We start from the raw sequence: 16,702 nt of genomic DNA on the forward strand, positions 1-16,702 counted from the left end.
GTCGTTACAGTATGCCACGTTCTGCAAATCGGTTCCCTGTACGACTGGTAGGTAACGCCGTGAAAAAAGATAGTACCGTGAGAAACAAGTCCCGCGCGGGTGCTGTCGAGGCAGCGGTGATGCAGACCGGGCACGTCATGCCGTTCCCGGGGGTGTCGCAACCCTCACTGCGGCCGCAGGCACAGCCCGTGGCTTCGTCTCCAGCGGCACCCGTTCGTGCTCACCACCAGGCCGACGGCAGTGGCCATGAAGCCTTCGCGGCCGTTGACCGCATGCGCGAGGCGCTGACGGCTCAGATGACCGGGGGCTTGTCGCCGGCGGCGACGGCGCTGGCCCTGTTCGATTGGTCCGTTCATCTGGCTCATGCGCCGGGAAAGCAAACCGAGCTCCTGACAAAGGCAGTCCGGAAGGCGATCCGATTTGCGGGCCATGTTGCCGTGGCAAGCCATGAGCCGCAGACACCGCCATGCATCGAGCCGCTGCCCGGAGACAACCGGTTTTCCGGCGAGGCCTGGCAGAAGCCTCCGTTTAACTTTCTTGTTCAAGCCTTTCTGCTCAATCAACAATGGTGGCACAACGTGACACGCGATGTGCCCGGCGTGACGCCGCATCATGAGGACGTCGTATCGTTCACGGCGCGTCAGCTCCTCGATGTGGCGTCACCGTCCAACAACATTTTCACCAATCCAGAGGTCATCGCCAAATCCTGGCAGACCGCAGGCCTCAACTTTCTCGAAGGCTACAAGAACTGGCTTGACGATGTCAGTCGCCTTGCGACCGGCCAGCCTGCCGCCGGCACGGAGAATTTCGTGGTTGGGCGGGATGTCGCCGTGACGCCGGGCGAAGTTGTCTTCCGCAACCATCTCATCGAGCTCATCCAGTATAAGCCGGCGACAGCAGATGTTTTTGCTGAGCCCATACTGATCGTGCCCGCCTGGATCATGAAATACTACATTCTTGACCTCTCCCCGCATAACTCTCTTATCCGTCATCTTGTGGAGAGCGGTCATACGGTGTTCTGCGTGTCCTGGCGCAATCCGGACGGGGCTGATCGTGACCTTGGGCTCGATGACTACCGTCGGCAAGGCGTGATGGCGGCATTGGAAGCCGTCAATGCCATCGTTCCCGGTGTCAAGATCCACGCGACCGGGTACTGCCTTGGTGGCACGCTGCTGGCGATTGCTGCAGCGGCTATGGCGCGCGCAGGTGACGATAGGCTCGGTTCCCTCACACTTCTTGCCGCCCAGACGGATTTCAGCGAGCCGGGAGAGCTCGCATTGTTTATCGACCATAGCCAGATGCACTTTCTCGATAGCATGATGTGGAGTCGCGGCTATCTCGCCGCTGACCAGATGGCGGGAGCATTCCAGCTGCTGCGCTCGAATGATCTGATCTGGTCGCGGCTCGTGCATGATTATCTCATGGGCGAGCGTGCCCCGATGATCGACCTGATGGCCTGGAATGCGGATTCGACGCGGATGCCGTATCGCATGCATGCGGAGTATCTTCAGAAGCTTTATCTGGACAATGAGCTTGCGGCGGGCCGCTTCATGGTCGATGGACGCCCCGCTGCGCTTCAGAACATCAGGGCGCCGATCTTCGCGGTAGGGACAGAGCGGGACCATGTCGCGCCTTGGCGCTCCGTCTATAAGATCCACTATCTCACCGATACCGCGGTGACATTCGTGTTGACCAGCGGTGGCCACAATGCCGGTATCGTGAGCGAGCCAGGCCGCCCCCGTCGCCGCTTCCGTGTGGGGGAGAAAAAGGCGACTGATGTGTGCCTGAGCGCGGACGAATGGGCCGAGGCGACAGGGCAGCAGGATGGGTCATGGTGGCTGGCGTGGGGAGAATGGCTGGCTCGACATTCGACACCGGAGGGTGTCGCTCCTCCTGCGATGGGCGCTGAAGACAAGGGCTACAGGCCGCTCGGCGCAGCGCCCGGCTCCTATGTTCAACAGAGGTGAGGCTGAGGTGAACGATACTTTGCTCAAGAACCGGACGTTCGACGAACTCGCTCTGGGCGAAAGCGCCTCCCTGACCCGGACCGTTGGCCGCGATGATATCGACCTGTTCGCGACTGTCTCGGGTGACGTCAATCCGGCCCATCTCGATACCGCTTTCGCGGCATCCGATCGGTTTGGCCATATCGTCGTCCACGGCATGTGGACTGGAGCGCTGGTTTCCGCTTTGCTCGGCACGAAGTTGCCGGGTCCAGGAACGATCTATCTCGGGCAGGATCTGAAGTTCTGTCATCCCGTGCTGCCCGGCGATACCATCACGGTGACGGCGACGGTCAAGGAGAAGCGCGCAGAGAAGCACATCGTGCGCCTCGACACCCGCTGTACCAACCAGAGGGGTGAAGAGGTACTGACGGGCGTGGCGACCGTGATAGCGCCTCAAGCCTCGGTAAGCTGGCCGCGCATGAAATTGCCGGATGTCACATTGCGCCGTCATGACCGCTACGAGGCTTTCGTTCAAGCGGCTCGCGATCTGCCGCCTCTGCGCACCGCCATCGTGCATCCCTGCTCGCCGGAAGCGCTGAGCGCGGCCATCGAGGCGCGCGACGAGGGCCTCCTTGATCCGATCCTCGTTGGACCCGAAGGAAAGATCCGGGCGGTTGCGGCAGCGGCGAAGATTTCGCTCGCGGAACTGGCAATTGAGCCTGTCGCGCATAGCCATGCGGCCGCCGCGCGAGCCGTGGAGCTCGCGGTCGCCGGCAAGGTCGCGGCGTTGATGAAGGGCAGCTTGCATACCGATGAACTGCTCGGCGCCGTTGTCCATCCTAACTCGGGATTACGTACGGAAAGGCGCATCAGCCATGTCTATGCCATGGATGTGCCAGCTTATGGAAAGCCGCTGATCGTCACAGATGCGGCGATCAACATTCAGCCCACGCTCGAGCACAAGCGTGACATCTGCCAGAATGCGGTGGACCTCTTGCGAACGTTGGGCATTGCCGAGCCGAAAGTCGCAGTGCTCGCTGCAGTCGAAACTGTCAACGCCGCCATGCCGTCGACACTTGATGCGGCTGCCCTGACGGTGATGGCGGCGCGCGGGCAGATCATCGGCGCTTGCGTGGATGGTCCGCTCGCCTTCGACAACGCAATCAATCCCGAAGCGGCGCGAACGAAAGGAATCGTCTCACCGGTGGCGGGGCAGGCGGACATCCTCCTTGTACCGGATCTGGAGGCCGGCAATATGCTCGCCAAGCAGCTCATCTATTTCGCCGGCGCGGATGCCGCCGGCCTCGTGCTGGGAGCCCGTGTTCCTATCATCCTGACCAGCCGCTCGGACTCGCTCAAGGTGCGGATAGCGTCCGCCGCCTTGGCCAAGCTGGTTTCCGCCGGCCGTGCCATCGTCAAGGAGGCGGTGCGGTGAGCGATCGGCTGCTCCTCACGTTCAACGCAGGTTCGTCTACGGTCAAGATCGGACTGTTCGGGCGTGTCGACGGACGCTGCCTTCGGATTGGCAAGGGGACGATCGATTTCCGGCGCAGGCCGCTCACATTCCACCTCACCGAGGGGCCGGCTACAGCAGATGTAGCCCTTGCAGCGGCGCCTGACGGACCCATCGAGGACGTGCTGGCTGAAACCTTCCAGTGGCTAGCGCAGCATTTCGATATCGCTGCGGTGACTGCCGTGGCCCACCGCGTTGTGCATGGTGGCGACGCCTACTCCCAGGCGGTGCTGATCGACGACGCGGCACTGGACGGGATCACTGCGCTAACACCCCTCGCGCCATTGCATCAGCCGCAATGTGTGCGGTTGATCCGCGCGATCCGCCACCTGCGCCCAGCCTTGCCGCAAACGGCCTCCTTCGACACCGCCTTCCACCGCACCCAGGGCGACGTGGTGCGCCGTTTCGCGCTGCCGCGTGTGCTGCATGATGCAGGGATCAAGCGCTACGGCTTCCACGGATTGTCCTACGCGTTCATCGCCCGGGAACTTGCGCGGCTCGCACCAACTGCTGCCGAAGGCAAGGTTGTCGCGGCTCATCTCGGCAGCGGCGCAAGCCTCTGCGCACTCGAGGCCGGTGTGAGCCGGGATACGAGCATGGGCTTCTCAACCCTCGACGGCATTCCGATGGCGACGCGCTGCGGTGCGCTCGATCCGGGGGTGATCCTGTATCTCCTTGAGGATGGAACGCGGGATCTCGCCGCGGTCAATGATATTCTCTACAAGCAATCCGGGTTGCTCGGCATGTCCGGGATCAGCGCCGACAGCCGCGAACTGCTGGCGAGCGACGAGCAGGCAGCCCGTGAGGCGTTAGACGTTTTCGCATTCCGCATCGCGGGGGAGATCGCGCGTCTCGCTGCGACGCTCGGCGGCCTCGATGCGGTGGTTTTCACCGCGGGCATTGGCGAGAACCAGCCACAGGTGCGTGCCGCTGTCGCCAAGCGTCTCGCTTGGCTCGGCCTCGCGCTCGACGGGCGTGCGAATCTGGCGAATGCGGAGGTGATCAGCGCAGCGGGGAGCCACGTGAGCGCGTTCGTCATCCCCACCGACGAGGAACAGGTGATCGCCGACGAGGCCGAGGTGGTGTTGGCTCAGGCGCTTTCTAGCGGGGGCTAATGGAGCCGGCGCCCGACCTCAGTGGCTCGTGGATTGCGGAGCCGCTTTGGCAGGCTGGTATTCATCCGGCCGCGCGAGCCTTCCTTCCTCCGCCTTGAAGAAGAATTGGCTTGCGACCAACCAACCCTTAAGCGGCCTGAGGGGAAGGATGCAGGAAACAAGCAGCACGGGTAGGGTCGTGAGGAGATGAACCCACCACGGCGCTTCGAAGGCTACATCGATCCACAGGCCGAAAAGAACGGCCGGGATGCAGACGAACATCATGACGAAGAAGGCCGGGCCATCAGCGGGATCGGCGAACTTATAGTCGAGGCCGCAGACCTCGCACTCCGGCGCCAATGTCAGGAAGCCGTTGAAAAGATGGCCTTGCCCGCAGCGCGGACAGCGCCCACGCAAGCCTGTGCTCATGGGCGGCAACGGCGGCCACTGCTCGTTCTTCGACATCATGTCCCGGGACATAGCATGTTCCTCGATAGGGGAAGGCCGGCTGCTCACACAGTCTGTATGGTGAATGTATGCATACATAATCCGCGTTCAATGGCCAATAAGCCATGGTGTCGCTGGCGGAGCCGCACAAGGTGAAGAGAAAGCGGACTTGCGGAGGAATCCTGAGCTACGATCAGATCCATACATCATATAATTGTATGGCTATTCGCCCGTCATTTACGAAGCGGCCCTTCGCCGCCGGTATCAGGCGATGGCAGGCGGCGCGCCCGCGCCGTTCGCCTCTGGCCGGTTCCTCTCGACGCTCTCAAGTCAGGGCTTTGTAAGTTCGATGGGATGCTTCATCGTGGCGTATCTGAGCACATAGTCCGCGACGCGTCGGATCCCGCCCCTTCTTGTTCAATAAAGACGAGGCTGTCACCATGAATGCTGTCATTCAACTGCTTGGTCGCCGTTTGCGCCTCGGCCTCATCGGCGGGGGAGGGACCTCCCTCATCGGCCCGGTGCATCGTACCGCAGCCCGATTCGACGATGGCTTCGAACTTGTCGCCGGCGTTCTATCCTCCCAGTCCGACCGTGCGATGAAGGAGGCGGAAGTGCTCGGTCTGCCCCGGGGCTACAGCGACGTGGCGACTATGCTGGCGGCGGAGGCTGAACTGTCCGACGGCATCGATGCGGTTGCGATCATGACCCCGAATGATAGTCATGAGAGATTCGCCGAAATGGCCCTCGATGCGGGTCTCGATGTGATTTGCGACAAGCCGCTGACGAATGATTTGGTTTCGGCGCGTGCCTTGGTGACCAAGGCACGCGAGCGCGGCCTCATTTTTTGCCTCACTCACAACTATTCAGGCTATCCGATGCTGCGCGAGGCGAAGAGCGCGGTCGCGGCCGGTGAACTCGGCACCCTGCGGCTTGTCCAGGCGAACTACGTGCAAGGGTCGCTCGGCTCGCATGTCGAAGGCAACCCCGGCGCCATGACGGATCGCCTGCGCTGGCGTCTCGATCCGGCGCGCGGCGGGTTGAGCCATGTGCTCGGCGATATCGGTACCCACGCCCATCAGATGCTGACGTTCGTGACCGGGCGCAGGGTTGAGGCCGTGCTGGCGGACGTCGGCGCCGTCATTCCCGGCCGCGAGGCCCACGATACGGCGTCGGTGATCCTGCGGCTCGAAGGCGGCGCGCGCGGCGTGATGTTCGTGACCAAGGCGGCCACCGGTGCTGAGAACGCCCTGACCCTGGAAGCCTATGGGGAGGAGGGGGGGCTTGCCTGGGCACAGGCCAGCGCCAACGAGCTGCGCGTCATGCGCAATGCGCGGCCGGCGGAGGTGCGAACGCGGGGGCTGCCGACCCTCCATCCCTACAGCCGGCAGGCTGCGCGCCTCCCGCCGGGACATCCAGAAGCCTTCTTCGAAGCCTTCGCCAATATCTACCGGGATTTCGCATCGCTCGTCGCATCGCGGCGCGCGGGCCGTGAGCCGGACAGTTTCGCGCGCATGGTGCCGACGGCCGCGGACGGGGCGGAAGGTCTTGCCTTCATCGAGGCTTGTCTTGCCTCGACCGCAAGCGGCACATGGGCGCAGGTTCCGCACGTCTGACCGATTGTCGGGCGCAGGTCGCCGGGCATTCATACAATGACAGAGCAGGGGAGGACGTGATGACAAAGCCGGTCGTGCTTCTAGATCCCTTTCCGCGCCAGCGCCAGCGCATCTTCAATGCGGCGCAATGGGAGCGCCTATCGGCAATGGCCGAGATCATCGAGGACGAGCAGGGACCGATGCGCGATAGCCTGGTCGAGGCGCGACTTCCCGAGGCCGTCGCCATCATCGGGCAGACGGCTTTGCCGACTGCACGCGTGGAGCGCGCCGCCAAGCTGCGGGCCGTTTTGAATGTTGAAGGCAACTTCTACCAGAACATTGACTATCACGCCTGTCTGGCGCGCGGCATCGCGGTATTGTCCATCGCGCCCGCTTTCGCAGTGCCCGTGGCGGAGATGGTGCTGGCTTTGGCGCTCGACCTTGCACGGGGCATCACGGCGGCCGACGGCGCAGTACGTGCGGGGCGGGAGCGCTACGGCCTCGCAGGAAACGCCGATGCCCTGCTGATCAGCGAGGCGCGAGTTGGGCTGATCGGCTACGGCAATATCGGGCGAGCCCTTCGCCGCCTGCTCAACGGTTTCGCGGCCGATATCCAGGTCTATGATCCCTGGTTTCCGGATAACGTGTTGCGTGCCGAGCAGGTGCGGCCAGCGGATCTCGGCACCGTGCTGTCCACCTCCCGATTTCTCTTCATTCTCGCGGGAGTTACGTCAGACAACCAGGGGTTTCTTGGACGCCCGGAACTCGAGCGCATCGGGCGCGACAGTGTGGTTGTGCTTGGCAGTCGCGCGGGCGTGGTGGACTTCGAAGCTTTTGTCGACCTCGCCAATGCCGGACGTTTTCGAGGGGCAACGGACGTGTTTCCGGCCGAGCCGATCGGTGTTGGTGACCCCGTGCGCCAGAGTCGTCTATTGCTTTCTCCCCATCGCGCCGGTGGCATTCCCGCCGCGATGGAGATGATCGGCGAGATGGTGCTCGATGATCTCGGCCTCGTCCTGCGCGGCTTGCCGCCACAGCGCATGCAGCCGGCACGCTGGGAAACGGTCTGTAAGATGCGCAGCCCCCCGGCACAGGGCGGTCATCCCACCGACGAAAAGGATTGAGGGCTCGGGCCGCAACTGCCGCTATTCGGGCGGCTTGATCTGCCCTGCTTGCCAGAGAGTTGGCCGGGATGCCTCTTCACGTCCGGAGAACGCCTTCTCATGGCGCGGCTTAGCGCGCTTGTTCCTCATTCTGCATGACGATCCGCTCGGGTGGCCTGATTGATTTTCTGACGCAGAGGAGCATGCGTTGAATAGGACCTGCGTGAACGCCACCGTTGTGCTGGCCTTATCACAAAGATTAGAGAAATAATAATTTGTGATTGCTAAATATTTCCCTTCCCGTTTGACGGGGCGACTTGCGCTGAATCGAATTAGCCGATATGTGTGTGGCCGTCCGTGTATCGGAAGTATCGTTGATCGGAGGCCGTTTGAAAAATTCAGCGTCGTGATGAAGATATGATTTTTAAATTCGATTTATTCCGCTTTATGATCTATTTTTAAATATTTCAAATACTGGGATATATTTTATTGAACATTGGAAATGGGAGCGTTTTAGATTTTGCGCTGCCGCAATTTCCGAGGATATGGACCTGCCGATAATTCGGTTCGCACAGCGATGCTTCGCGAGCGGAAGCCTCCGGTGGAGATTGAGGATCGATATGAGCGTTATTCGTGAGCGCGATGTGGCGGCGGTCGTAGGAAGGGTGGACCGCTTAGTCGTTGAGGAGTTGCTGCGAACCGGTGCAACTAGACTGGAGCTGAAATGCGCCTATGCCTTTGTAAAAGGGCCGGCCAACGCGAGCGCGAGGGCCTATGACGTGCTGTCGCGACGCATGCAAAGGCTTGTCGATCTCCTGACCGTCGCGCTGGTCGATGCCGCGGATGCGCCGGTGTCCGCCGCCTCATGCGAGGAAAGGATCGGGTATCGTGCAGCGTAATACATCCTCGGAGGACAGGAGCTTCTACGAAGTCGAGCTGCGGCAGGCAGTCATGGCGGCATTCTGCAATGTGTTGCACGGCAGCCGTCTGCCGCCGATGACTGTCCTGAGCATGGCGGCCGAAGCACTAGGCTCGGTCTACAGGGAAATTCACGATGCTCATCGTGGCGACAATGCATGTCCTTGTGGTTGGCAACCGGATCCTCAAGCGGATATCGCAATGCTGCAAAAGGCACTGGTGATGACGGCGCAGCGCAGTTCCGACCCGGATCTCCGCCAAATGCAGATTGCCGGCCGCGCTTAAGTCACCGCAATTGGCTTGTAACGAGCCGCGCAGCTGTGACGTAACGCGGACCATCCTGCGGCAGGTCGCGGCGATAAATCTATCCCTCGAAGCCCCGCTTGCGTTCGCAATATTATGAACGCACCAGACGCGCGACGACCTTGTCCACCAAGGCATCCGGCGGTTCAGTGCCATCCAGGGTCAACACGCTTTCATCAGTGTCCGGTAGCTCGAGGGCTGCGAACTGGCTGTCGAGCAGCGATGGCGGCATGTAGTGGTCCGTTCGGCGCTTCATTCGTTCCGCGATCATGTCTCGATCGCCGACCTGGTGGACGAAGAGAATGTCGGGACAGCCTTCGCGCAGGCGATCACGATACCGCCTCTTGAGCGCCGAACACGCGAGCGCCACGGAGCGGCCTTCGGCGATCGAGTCATGCAGGAGCGCGGCGAGCCTTTCGAGCCAGGGAGCCCGGTCGTCATCGTTCAGTGGGATGCCGGCGGACATCTTGGCGACATTGGCCGGCGGATGGAAATCGTCGGCGTCATAGAACGCGACGCCGAAGCGCTCGGCAAGCGCGAGGCCGAGTGTGGTCTTGCCGCTACCCGCGACCCCCATGAGTACGATGGCGACCGGCTGATCAGAGTGTCGCAAGCACGCCTCCATCGACGTAAAGGATCTGGCCATTCACGAAGTTCGAGGCGCTGGAGGCGAGAAATATGGCGGCGCCCTGCAACTCCTCCACCTTCCCCCATCGGCCAGCCGGGGTACGGTTCTTCAGCCAGGTGTCGAATTCGGGATTGGCGACGAGCGCGGCGTTGAGCGGCGTGTCGAAATAGCCGGGGCCGATCGCATTGATTTGCAGCCCGTAACGTGCCCAGTCCGTGCACATGCCGCGGGTCAGGTTCTTCACCGCGCCCTTGGAGGCGGTGTAGGGCGCGATGGAATAGCGGGCGGCCTCGCTTTGCAGGCTGGCGATATTGATGATCTTTCCGCGCTTGCGCGGGATCATGTGCCGGGCGACGGCCTGCCCGACGTAGAAGACGCTGTCGAGGTTGGCGCGCATAAGTTCGTGCCAGGTCTCGGCCGGGTAATCCTCGAGGGGCGTGCGCCGCTGGATTCCGGCGTTGTTGACGAGGATGTCGATCGGGCCGACGTCACGCTCGACGATCTCGATGCCCGCGACAACGGCCTTTTGGTCGGTGACATCGAAGAGCGCGGTCGCGACGGTCAGGCCCTCGCCCCGGAGGCGCTCCGCGGCCGCTTCGAGGCGGGTGGCGTCACGGCCATTGATGACGATATGCGCGCCGGCCTTTCCTAGACCCTGCGCAAGTGCATAACCAATGCCCTGGCCGGCGCCGGTGACAAGCGCGATGCGTCCGGACAAATCAAACAATTGTAAACTCATGACGTTTTCTGTCCCGTGACGTTCCACCATCGGCGAACCGCAGTACCGAGCGGTCTTGATCATCGCGCGCCGTGTCGCTCCTCCCCGGGGCGACACCCTAGGCTCATTGAGGGTATCAGACCGGTGGCCATTCGTGATGGAAAACCCCATCCCGGTCGAGCCGGCGGAAGGTATGGGCGCCGAACAAGTCGCGCTGCGCCTGGATCAGGTTGGCGGTGCCGCGCGGCCGGCGCAGGTCATCGAAATAGGCGAGTGCGGCCGAGAGCGCGGGAACCGGGATGCCCGCGAGCACAGCCTGCGCCACCACCCGCCGCAGCGCGCCCTGGCCTGCCTTTACGCGGTTCACGAACTCTGGCACCTGGAGGAGGTTTTCCGGTGCCTCGCTCGCATCGAACGCGCGCGTGATATCGTCGAGGAAGCGCGAGCGGATGATGCAGCCGGCACGCCAGATCTCAGCGATCTTGCCGAGCGGCAGGTTCCAGCCAAAGGCTTTCGATGCCTCCTGCATGATGACGAAGCCCTGCGCATAAGCAATGATCTTGGCTGTTTCTAACGCCTTTTCGAGCGCGTCCAGGTCGATGCCGGAGAGCTTCTCGGCGGGCGCGAGATCATAAATTGCTCCCGTGCGGGCGCGTTCAGCCCGATGGGCGGAGATGATGCGTGCTGAGACCGCGGCTTCCAGGGTCGTGGCGCTGACGGCGAGTTTCTGCGCCTCGATCACCGCCCAGCGGCCGGTGCCCTTCTGACCGGCCTCATCGACGATCACATCGACCATCGGCTTGCCAGTGTCAGGGTCGATCTCCGCGAGGGTGACGCCCGAAATTTCGATGAGATAGGAGGAGAGTCCGCCCTCGTTCCAGCGGGTGAAAACCTTCGCCGCCTCAGCGGCCGGCAAGCTGAGACCATCGCGCATGATGCCGTAAACCTCGGCGATCATCTCCATGTCCGCGTATTCAATGCCGTTATGGATGGTCTTGACGAAATGACCGGCACCGTCGGGTCCCATATGCGCCACACATGGCACACCGTGGTACTTGGCGGCGATGCGCTCGAGGATCGGGCCGATGATCGCATAGACGTCGGCATCGCCGCCCGCCATGATCGATGGTCCATGGCGGGCTCCGAGCTCGCCACCCGACACTCCCATTCCGACGAAGCGGATTGGGCTGTCTTTCAGCGCTGCCGCGCGGCGGCGGGTATCGTTGAAATCAGCGTTGCCAGCGTCAATGACGATGTCGCCCTTTTCGAGGAGCGGCTCGAGCGCGGCGATCTGCTCGTCGACGGCCGCGCCGGCCTGCACCATGAGAATGATGATCCGCGGGGTGGAGAGGGCGGCGACAAAAGCGTTGAGGCTATCGGTAGGGACCAGGGACTGCGCGAGCGCCGGATTGGCCTCCACGAGTTCCTGCGCCTTGGTCGTCGTGCGATTAAACAGCGCGACCGTCTGTCCGCCTTGGTCCGCCAGGTTAAGGGCGAGATTGGCGCCCATGGTCCCGAGACCCAGAACGCCTACTGATGCCTTTGTCGTCATATCTCGTTCCTGTTTCGCGCGAAGGCGGGATATTCCCTGACCAGCAGGGCCGTCTCGCGATACGCCATCCCTGCTGAGGGCAGGGCCGAGGTTGGGCCGTCGATCAGGTGAAAGCCATCTGAACCTTGACGGCGCGTGAGCGGTCAAGCGCAAGGTTGAAGGCCTCATTCGCCTCCCGGAAAGGGATCGTGGCGGTGAGCAGCGGTTTCACATCGATCAGCCCACGATTCATCAGCTCAACCGCGAGGTTGAACTCGGAATCGAAACGGAATGTCCCACGCAGCTGCAGTTCCTTGGCCACGATGACATTGATGGGGAGGGTCATGTCACCACCGAGCCCAAGCTGCACGATGACCGCGCCCGGCCGTAGGGCGGTCAAGGCGCCCACGAGAGCGGACTGGTGTCCGGAGGCCTCGAACAGCACATCGAAGGTGCCCTTCTCGGCTCCATAAGCCTCAAGGGCATCAGGCTCGGCGGCGATATTGATGGCCCGCGTGGCGCCGACCTGGCGCGCGATCGTCAGGGGGAAATCGCTGACATCGGTGACGACGATCTCGGCCGCGCCTGCATAACGCGCGACGATCACGGTCAACATGCCGATCGGCCCGCAGCCGGTGACGAGCACGCGCTTGCCCATCAGCGGCCCGGCTTGGCGCGCGCCATGCAGGCAGACAGACAGGGGCTCTCCCATAGCGGCTTCACCCATGGTCACGGTATCCGCGATCGGCACCGCCTGTTCGGCCTGTATCGTCAGGCTCTGGCGAAAGCCGCCCTGAGCGTGCGGAAAGCGCATGGCGCTGCCGAGAAAATGCATGTCGAGGCACTGCCGCTGGGCGCCCTCGCGGCAATATTTGCAGACGCCGCACGGGCGGCTCGGATTGACGGCGACGCGGGTGCCGACGGCGAGATGACTGACGCCCGCACCGAGTTCCACCACCGTCCCGGCTATTTCGTGGCCGAGCACCATGGGCTCCTTGATCCGGATCGTGCCAAAGCCGCCGTGGCTGAAATAGTGCATGTCGGATCCGCAAATGCCGCCGGCCTCAATACCGACGCGCACTTCCCCCGGGCCTGGCGCGACAGCTGCAACCGCCTCGACGCGCAGATCCTTCGGTGCATGAACGACAACGCCCAATGGTGACGACATGTGGTTCCTCGAACAATTCTCATGGCTGGACCACGCCGGCCCATTTCCGCGTGAGAGTCTATATCGGTTTGCGCGATGTCCGTCATGATGACGAGCACGAGCAGCACAGTGCTTGTTCTACGCCCCGTATCGGGCCAACTCCAAGGATACAACGACCTCTTCCATCACTTTTTTGCACAGATGGAATGCGACGCGGCCCGCGGCATGGGTGATGATGCTTGCCGTGCCGTGGCTTGGCGGTTATCCACGGGACAGGGCATTGGCACTGCGGTAGTTTTTCCCATGGGTGAAGGCTCGATCCTGATCCGTTCGGCTGCGTCCGGCGCGCTTGGCCTGTGAATAAGCGCGAGGCACCGCCAGATGATGCTCCCGGCGCATCGAACCAAAGCACGGCGGCAGTGACATTCGTCGCCCGCGTTCAAAAACACTTCTTCTATGGTTGGATCATCGTCGCGGCTGGTTTTTGCGCGCAGATGATCACCAGCATCTCCATGCAGGGGCTTGCCATCTACGCCCAGCCGTTGCGCCAGGAGTTCGGCTGGACGGCGGCGCAGATGTCGTTCGGGCGCTCGATCCAGACGGTCGATACGCTTCTAGGGCCCTTGGGTGGTGCCCTTGTTGACCGGTTTGGCGCCAAGCGCCTGATGATTGCGGGAACGATCCTCTATTGCGCAGCCTTTGCCCTTTTTGGGACGATGAGTTCGCTGGTTGGCTTCTACATTGCCTGTCTGAGTATGGGCCTTGCCAATAGTCTGATCGGCCTTCTCACGGTCAGCCAACTCGTCAATAGTTGGTTTTCTGCACGCCGTTCCACGGCCATGGGGCTTGCTGTCGCGGGATTCGCGGTGGCGGGCTTTGTTGCGCTTCCGTTGATCGTCCTGGCTGAGAGCCATGTTGGCTGGCGTCTTACCGCTATCGGCACCGGCTTCGCGATCGTTGGTTTCGGCCTTCCGGTGATGCTGCTGGTGCGCAGCCATCCTGAAGCACTGGGGCTGAGGCCCGACGGGCAGCCAGTGCCCGTCGCGGGCGCGCTTCCCCCCAAGCCTTCCGGATCCGAGGGGCTTTCGCTGCGCCAGGCGCTCGGGACAAACGCATTCTGGTTCGTGACTGCGGCCATGGCGTTTTCGAATTTCCATCAGGCGGCGCTCCTGGTGCATCTCTTTCCGTATCTCGAGGGGGTCTCAGGCCGCGCTGTCGCTACCCTCTTTCTCGCCGAGGTGAATGTCTTCAATCTTGCCGGCCGCATCTTTGGCGGCATGCTTGGCGACCTTGCGCCGAAGCGTGTGCTCCTCGGCACCAACGTCGTCGCCGCGGCCGCGGCCCTCATGATTCTCGCTGCTTCACCCAGCGTGATCGCCATCGCGATCTTTGCCGCGATTTTCGGCTTCGCCTGGGGTACGCGCACCGCCGTATCAAGCGCCCTTATCGGGGAATATTTCGGCCGCCGCTCCTACGGCAAGATCGCGGGCATCGTGCAGACCTTCGCGGCGGTCGTCACCATCATCAGTCCGGTCGCTGTCGGGCTTATGCTCGACGCCTCCGTGGGCTATGCGCAGGTCTTCATCGCGCTCGCGGCGCTGACGGCCCTTTCAGGCCTATTCTTCTTTCTCGCTCACAGGCCAACTCCGAAAGGAGCGATGCCATGACAGCGCGTCCCATCCTGCGCTATCCCGATCCCCGCCTGCGTGACGTCGCGCAGGCTGTGGTCGCTTTCGATGGGGCGCTACGTCAACTGGCGGATGATGTCGCCGATACGCTCGAGGCAGCCGCCGGCCTCGGACTCACGGCGCCCCATATCGGGATCCTGCAAAGGGTTGTGGTCATCAGCATGCCTGAGGACCGGACCGCCCGCATCTATGTTAATCCGACGATCGTTGAGGCCTCCGAGACGCTCATGCGCCATGAGGAAGGCAGCTTATCCATGCCGGGTGTATCCGCCGAGGTGGAGCGGCCGCGCGAGGTGGTCTGGCGATATCAGGATCTGAATGGCAATGAGCACACCGAGAGGGCGGAGGGGCTCCTCGCGATCTGCCTGCAACACGAGATAGACCAGCTCGATGGCATCTTTTGGCTACAACGGCTGTCGCGCCTGAAACGCGAGCGGCTCGTCAAGCAGTACGACAAGCTGCATAAGCGAGGCTAGCGGGACTTAGCGGTCGTCATCATGAACGAAGCTGCAAAGATGGATGCGGGTTAGTCTTGCAAGCCGGCGTTCAAGCAAACCGCTTGCGCGAAAGGCGCCTGCGATCCTTTGCCGTGTCGCAAGCCGAGATGTCGCGGAAGGGGTCACGAACGGATGGCCGAACTTCTGAAAACGACGAAGTTATAGAGCAGGAAGTTGGAGACGAGCCCGGCGCCTACGCCGGCTGCCAGCGCAATGAAGGGGAGGAGGCCTTCACGTCCGAGCGCTGCGATGACGAGAAGATAGAGTCCGATGTTGATGGCGCCTGAAAAGAGCGTGCAGAGACCATAAAGGGCAAGCTCCGAGCCACGGCTACGGCCGCGGTCCCGCTGCCTGGCAAAGGCGATGCTGCGGTTGAGCACCCAAGTCGTCAACATGGCGGCGGTGAAGGAGATGCCCCGAGCCGAGAGCGCCGAGAGCTCCCAGCTGTTGAGGCCGACCCACAACAGGCCGGCATCGACCAGGAAACCGACACCGCCCGCAATAAGGAAGGCTGCAACCTTAGCAGCGCTCTCCCTGTTCAGCATCCCGTCGATCACCGACGATTTGCTGCGGGGGCTGCCAAGCTGAGATAGCTCAACAGCTTGAACTCGCGACGCGCGCGGGCGACGCTGTCGAGAACGAGCCCCGCCGTCAACGCCAGAAGCGACGAAATGACAAGTCCGGTCGCCAACAGAGCGGTCGGCAGTCTTGGCACGAGACCGGTTTCCGCGAACGTGACGACGACCGGCACGCCGAAGGCGATGGCAAGGAGCGCGAGCACGGCAGCGACTGCCGCGAAGAACTGCAGGGGCTTCTCGTCGCGAATGAGATGGCTGATCAACCAGATAATGCGGAAGCCGTCGCGATAGGTACGCAGCTTACTCTCTGATCCCTCTCCGCGCTCGCGATATGGGGTTTGGATTTCCGCCACGGGGAGACCAAGCTCGAGGACGTGAATCAAGAGCTCCGTTTCGATCTCGAAGCCGCTGCTCTTGATGGGGAAAGATTTCACCATCCGGCGGGACAGGGCCTTGTAGCCCGAGAGCATGTCGTTGTTGCGCTTGCCGAAGATCATGCTGACGAGGGTCGACAGCATCCTGTTCCCGAACTTGTGCCCGGCCCGGAAAGCGGCCTCGTTTGTGGGCACGCGTGCGCCATTCACGAGATCACAATTGTCACGCAGGACAAGCTCGACGAGGCGGGGAGCCGATGCGGCGTCATAGGTGTCGTCGCCATCGACGATCACGTAAACGTCGGCATCGACATCCGCGAACATGCGGCGCACAACGAAACCTTTGCCCTGCCGGGGCTCGCTCCGCACGATGGCACCTGCTGCCGTCGCGATGGCCACGGTATCGTCAGTAGAATTGTTATCGTAGACGAAGATGTCGGCTTGAGGCAGGCTTGCGCGAAAGTCCCTGATCACCGCACCGATCGACGCGGCCTCGTTGTAGCAGGGTACCAAAACGGCGATGCGTGGTTCGGACGACATGCTCACCTAGTCTTCGTTCGTGACAGCCTCAACGGGCTATCGCCGCCTGTTTCGGCGTTCATAGCGCATCATCCATGCGCGT

At 62.3% G+C, this 16,702-nt stretch carries 17 protein-coding genes; 10 read left to right on the forward strand and 7 right to left on the reverse strand.

The annotated features are described in order from the left end of the window. Positions 1-137: 137 nt before the first annotated feature. The 3 genes from KIO76_RS27100 to KIO76_RS27110 are packed head-to-tail and all read left to right on the forward strand — an operon-like array spanning position 138 to position 4,574. Positions 138-1,967 (forward strand): PHA/PHB synthase family protein, encoded by a 1,830-nt coding sequence (locus KIO76_RS27100; protein WP_213327133.1) that lies wholly within the window; start codon positions 138-140, stop codon positions 1,965-1,967. After that, on the forward strand, positions 1,951-3,381 hold the full coding sequence (locus KIO76_RS27105; RefSeq protein WP_213326673.1) for a bifunctional enoyl-CoA hydratase/phosphate acetyltransferase: 1,431 nt from the start codon (positions 1,951-1,953) through the stop codon (positions 3,379-3,381). The genes KIO76_RS27100 and KIO76_RS27105 overlap by 17 nt, the downstream gene beginning before the upstream one ends. Then, the gene (locus KIO76_RS27110; protein WP_213326674.1) at positions 3,378-4,574 is read left to right on the forward strand and encodes an acetate/propionate family kinase; all 1,197 of its coding nucleotides are present in this window, start codon (positions 3,378-3,380) and stop codon (positions 4,572-4,574) included. Before KIO76_RS27105 ends, KIO76_RS27110 begins: the two co-directional genes overlap by 4 nt. 18 nt (positions 4,575-4,592) lie before the next feature. Here KIO76_RS27110 and KIO76_RS27115 read toward each other — a convergent pair whose 3' ends face one another. Beyond that, positions 4,593-5,033: a DUF983 domain-containing protein gene (locus KIO76_RS27115; protein WP_249730058.1), complete on the reverse strand. Its 441-nt coding sequence runs from the start codon at positions 5,031-5,033 to the stop codon at positions 4,593-4,595. Between the two features lie 407 nt (positions 5,034-5,440). Between KIO76_RS27115 and KIO76_RS27120 the strand changes: the two genes are divergently transcribed. The 4 genes from KIO76_RS27120 (at position 5,441) to KIO76_RS27135 (ending at position 8,901) form a co-directional block, all read left to right on the forward strand. Beyond that, positions 5,441-6,616: a Gfo/Idh/MocA family protein gene (locus KIO76_RS27120; protein WP_213326675.1), complete on the forward strand. Its 1,176-nt coding sequence runs from the start codon at positions 5,441-5,443 to the stop codon at positions 6,614-6,616. Between the two features lie 59 nt (positions 6,617-6,675). Then, the gene (locus KIO76_RS27125) at positions 6,676-7,719 is read left to right on the forward strand and encodes an NAD(P)-dependent oxidoreductase (protein ID WP_213326676.1); all 1,044 of its coding nucleotides are present in this window, start codon (positions 6,676-6,678) and stop codon (positions 7,717-7,719) included. A gap of 599 nt (positions 7,720-8,318) precedes the next feature. Continuing rightward, positions 8,319-8,597, forward strand: a complete 279-nt coding sequence (locus KIO76_RS27130) for a hypothetical protein (RefSeq protein WP_213326677.1) — start codon at positions 8,319-8,321, stop codon at positions 8,595-8,597. Then, positions 8,587-8,901, forward strand: a complete 315-nt coding sequence (locus KIO76_RS27135; RefSeq protein WP_291975905.1) for a hypothetical protein — start codon at positions 8,587-8,589, stop codon at positions 8,899-8,901. Before KIO76_RS27130 ends, KIO76_RS27135 begins: the two co-directional genes overlap by 11 nt. A 112-nt stretch (positions 8,902-9,013) precedes the next feature. On the opposite strand, the gene KIO76_RS27140 is transcribed toward KIO76_RS27135, so the two are convergent. The 4 genes from KIO76_RS27140 to KIO76_RS27155 all read right to left on the reverse strand — a co-directional run bounded on the left by KIO76_RS27140 (position 9,014) and on the right by KIO76_RS27155 (position 12,964). Next, positions 9,014-9,532 carry a gluconokinase gene (locus tag KIO76_RS27140; protein WP_249730059.1) on the reverse strand — a complete coding sequence of 173 codons (519 nt, stop codon included), beginning with the start codon at positions 9,530-9,532 and terminating at the stop codon, positions 9,014-9,016. Then, positions 9,519-10,286 (reverse strand): SDR family oxidoreductase, encoded by a 768-nt coding sequence (locus KIO76_RS27145; RefSeq protein WP_213327137.1) that lies wholly within the window; start codon positions 10,284-10,286, stop codon positions 9,519-9,521. The genes KIO76_RS27140 and KIO76_RS27145 overlap by 14 nt, the downstream gene beginning before the upstream one ends. Positions 10,287-10,401: 115 nt before the next feature. Further along, positions 10,402-11,985 carry an NADP-dependent phosphogluconate dehydrogenase gene (gene gnd / locus KIO76_RS27150; protein ID WP_213326678.1) on the reverse strand — a complete coding sequence of 528 codons (1,584 nt, stop codon included), beginning with the start codon at positions 11,983-11,985 and terminating at the stop codon, positions 10,402-10,404. Next, positions 11,921-12,964: an L-idonate 5-dehydrogenase gene (locus tag KIO76_RS27155; RefSeq protein ID WP_213326679.1), complete on the reverse strand. Its 1,044-nt coding sequence runs from the start codon at positions 12,962-12,964 to the stop codon at positions 11,921-11,923. Before KIO76_RS27155 ends, gnd begins: the two co-directional genes overlap by 65 nt. Positions 12,965-13,048: 84 nt before the next feature. On the opposite strand from KIO76_RS27155, the gene KIO76_RS27160 reads away from it, so the two are divergent. From KIO76_RS27160 to KIO76_RS27170, 3 genes are read left to right on the forward strand one after another with little or no spacing between them, the layout of a single operon-like run. After that, positions 13,049-13,303: a hypothetical protein gene (locus KIO76_RS27160; protein ID WP_213326680.1), complete on the forward strand. Its 255-nt coding sequence runs from the start codon at positions 13,049-13,051 to the stop codon at positions 13,301-13,303. Between the two features lie 59 nt (positions 13,304-13,362). Beyond that, entirely contained in the window at positions 13,363-14,610 is a 1,248-nt protein-coding gene (locus tag KIO76_RS27165) for an MFS transporter (RefSeq protein WP_213326681.1), read from the forward strand. Continuing rightward, positions 14,607-15,107, forward strand: coding sequence for a peptide deformylase (locus KIO76_RS27170; protein ID WP_213326682.1), 501 nt, complete (start codon positions 14,607-14,609; stop codon positions 15,105-15,107). The genes KIO76_RS27165 and KIO76_RS27170 overlap by 4 nt, the downstream gene beginning before the upstream one ends. Before the next feature lie 143 nt (positions 15,108-15,250). Here the strand turns inward: KIO76_RS27170 and KIO76_RS27175 are convergent, their stop codons facing one another. Next, positions 15,251-15,673 carry a GtrA family protein gene (locus tag KIO76_RS27175; protein WP_213326683.1) on the reverse strand — a complete coding sequence of 141 codons (423 nt, stop codon included), beginning with the start codon at positions 15,671-15,673 and terminating at the stop codon, positions 15,251-15,253. Positions 15,674-15,681: 8 nt separating this feature from the next. Further along, positions 15,682-16,620, reverse strand: coding sequence for a glycosyltransferase family 2 protein (locus KIO76_RS27180; protein WP_213327138.1), 939 nt, complete (start codon positions 16,618-16,620; stop codon positions 15,682-15,684). Positions 16,621-16,702 lie beyond the last annotated feature (82 nt).

The sequence above is a fragment of the Chelatococcus sp. YT9 genome (assembly GCF_018398315.1).
In the GTDB taxonomy this organism is placed as follows: Bacteria; Pseudomonadota; Alphaproteobacteria; order Rhizobiales; family Beijerinckiaceae; genus Chelatococcus.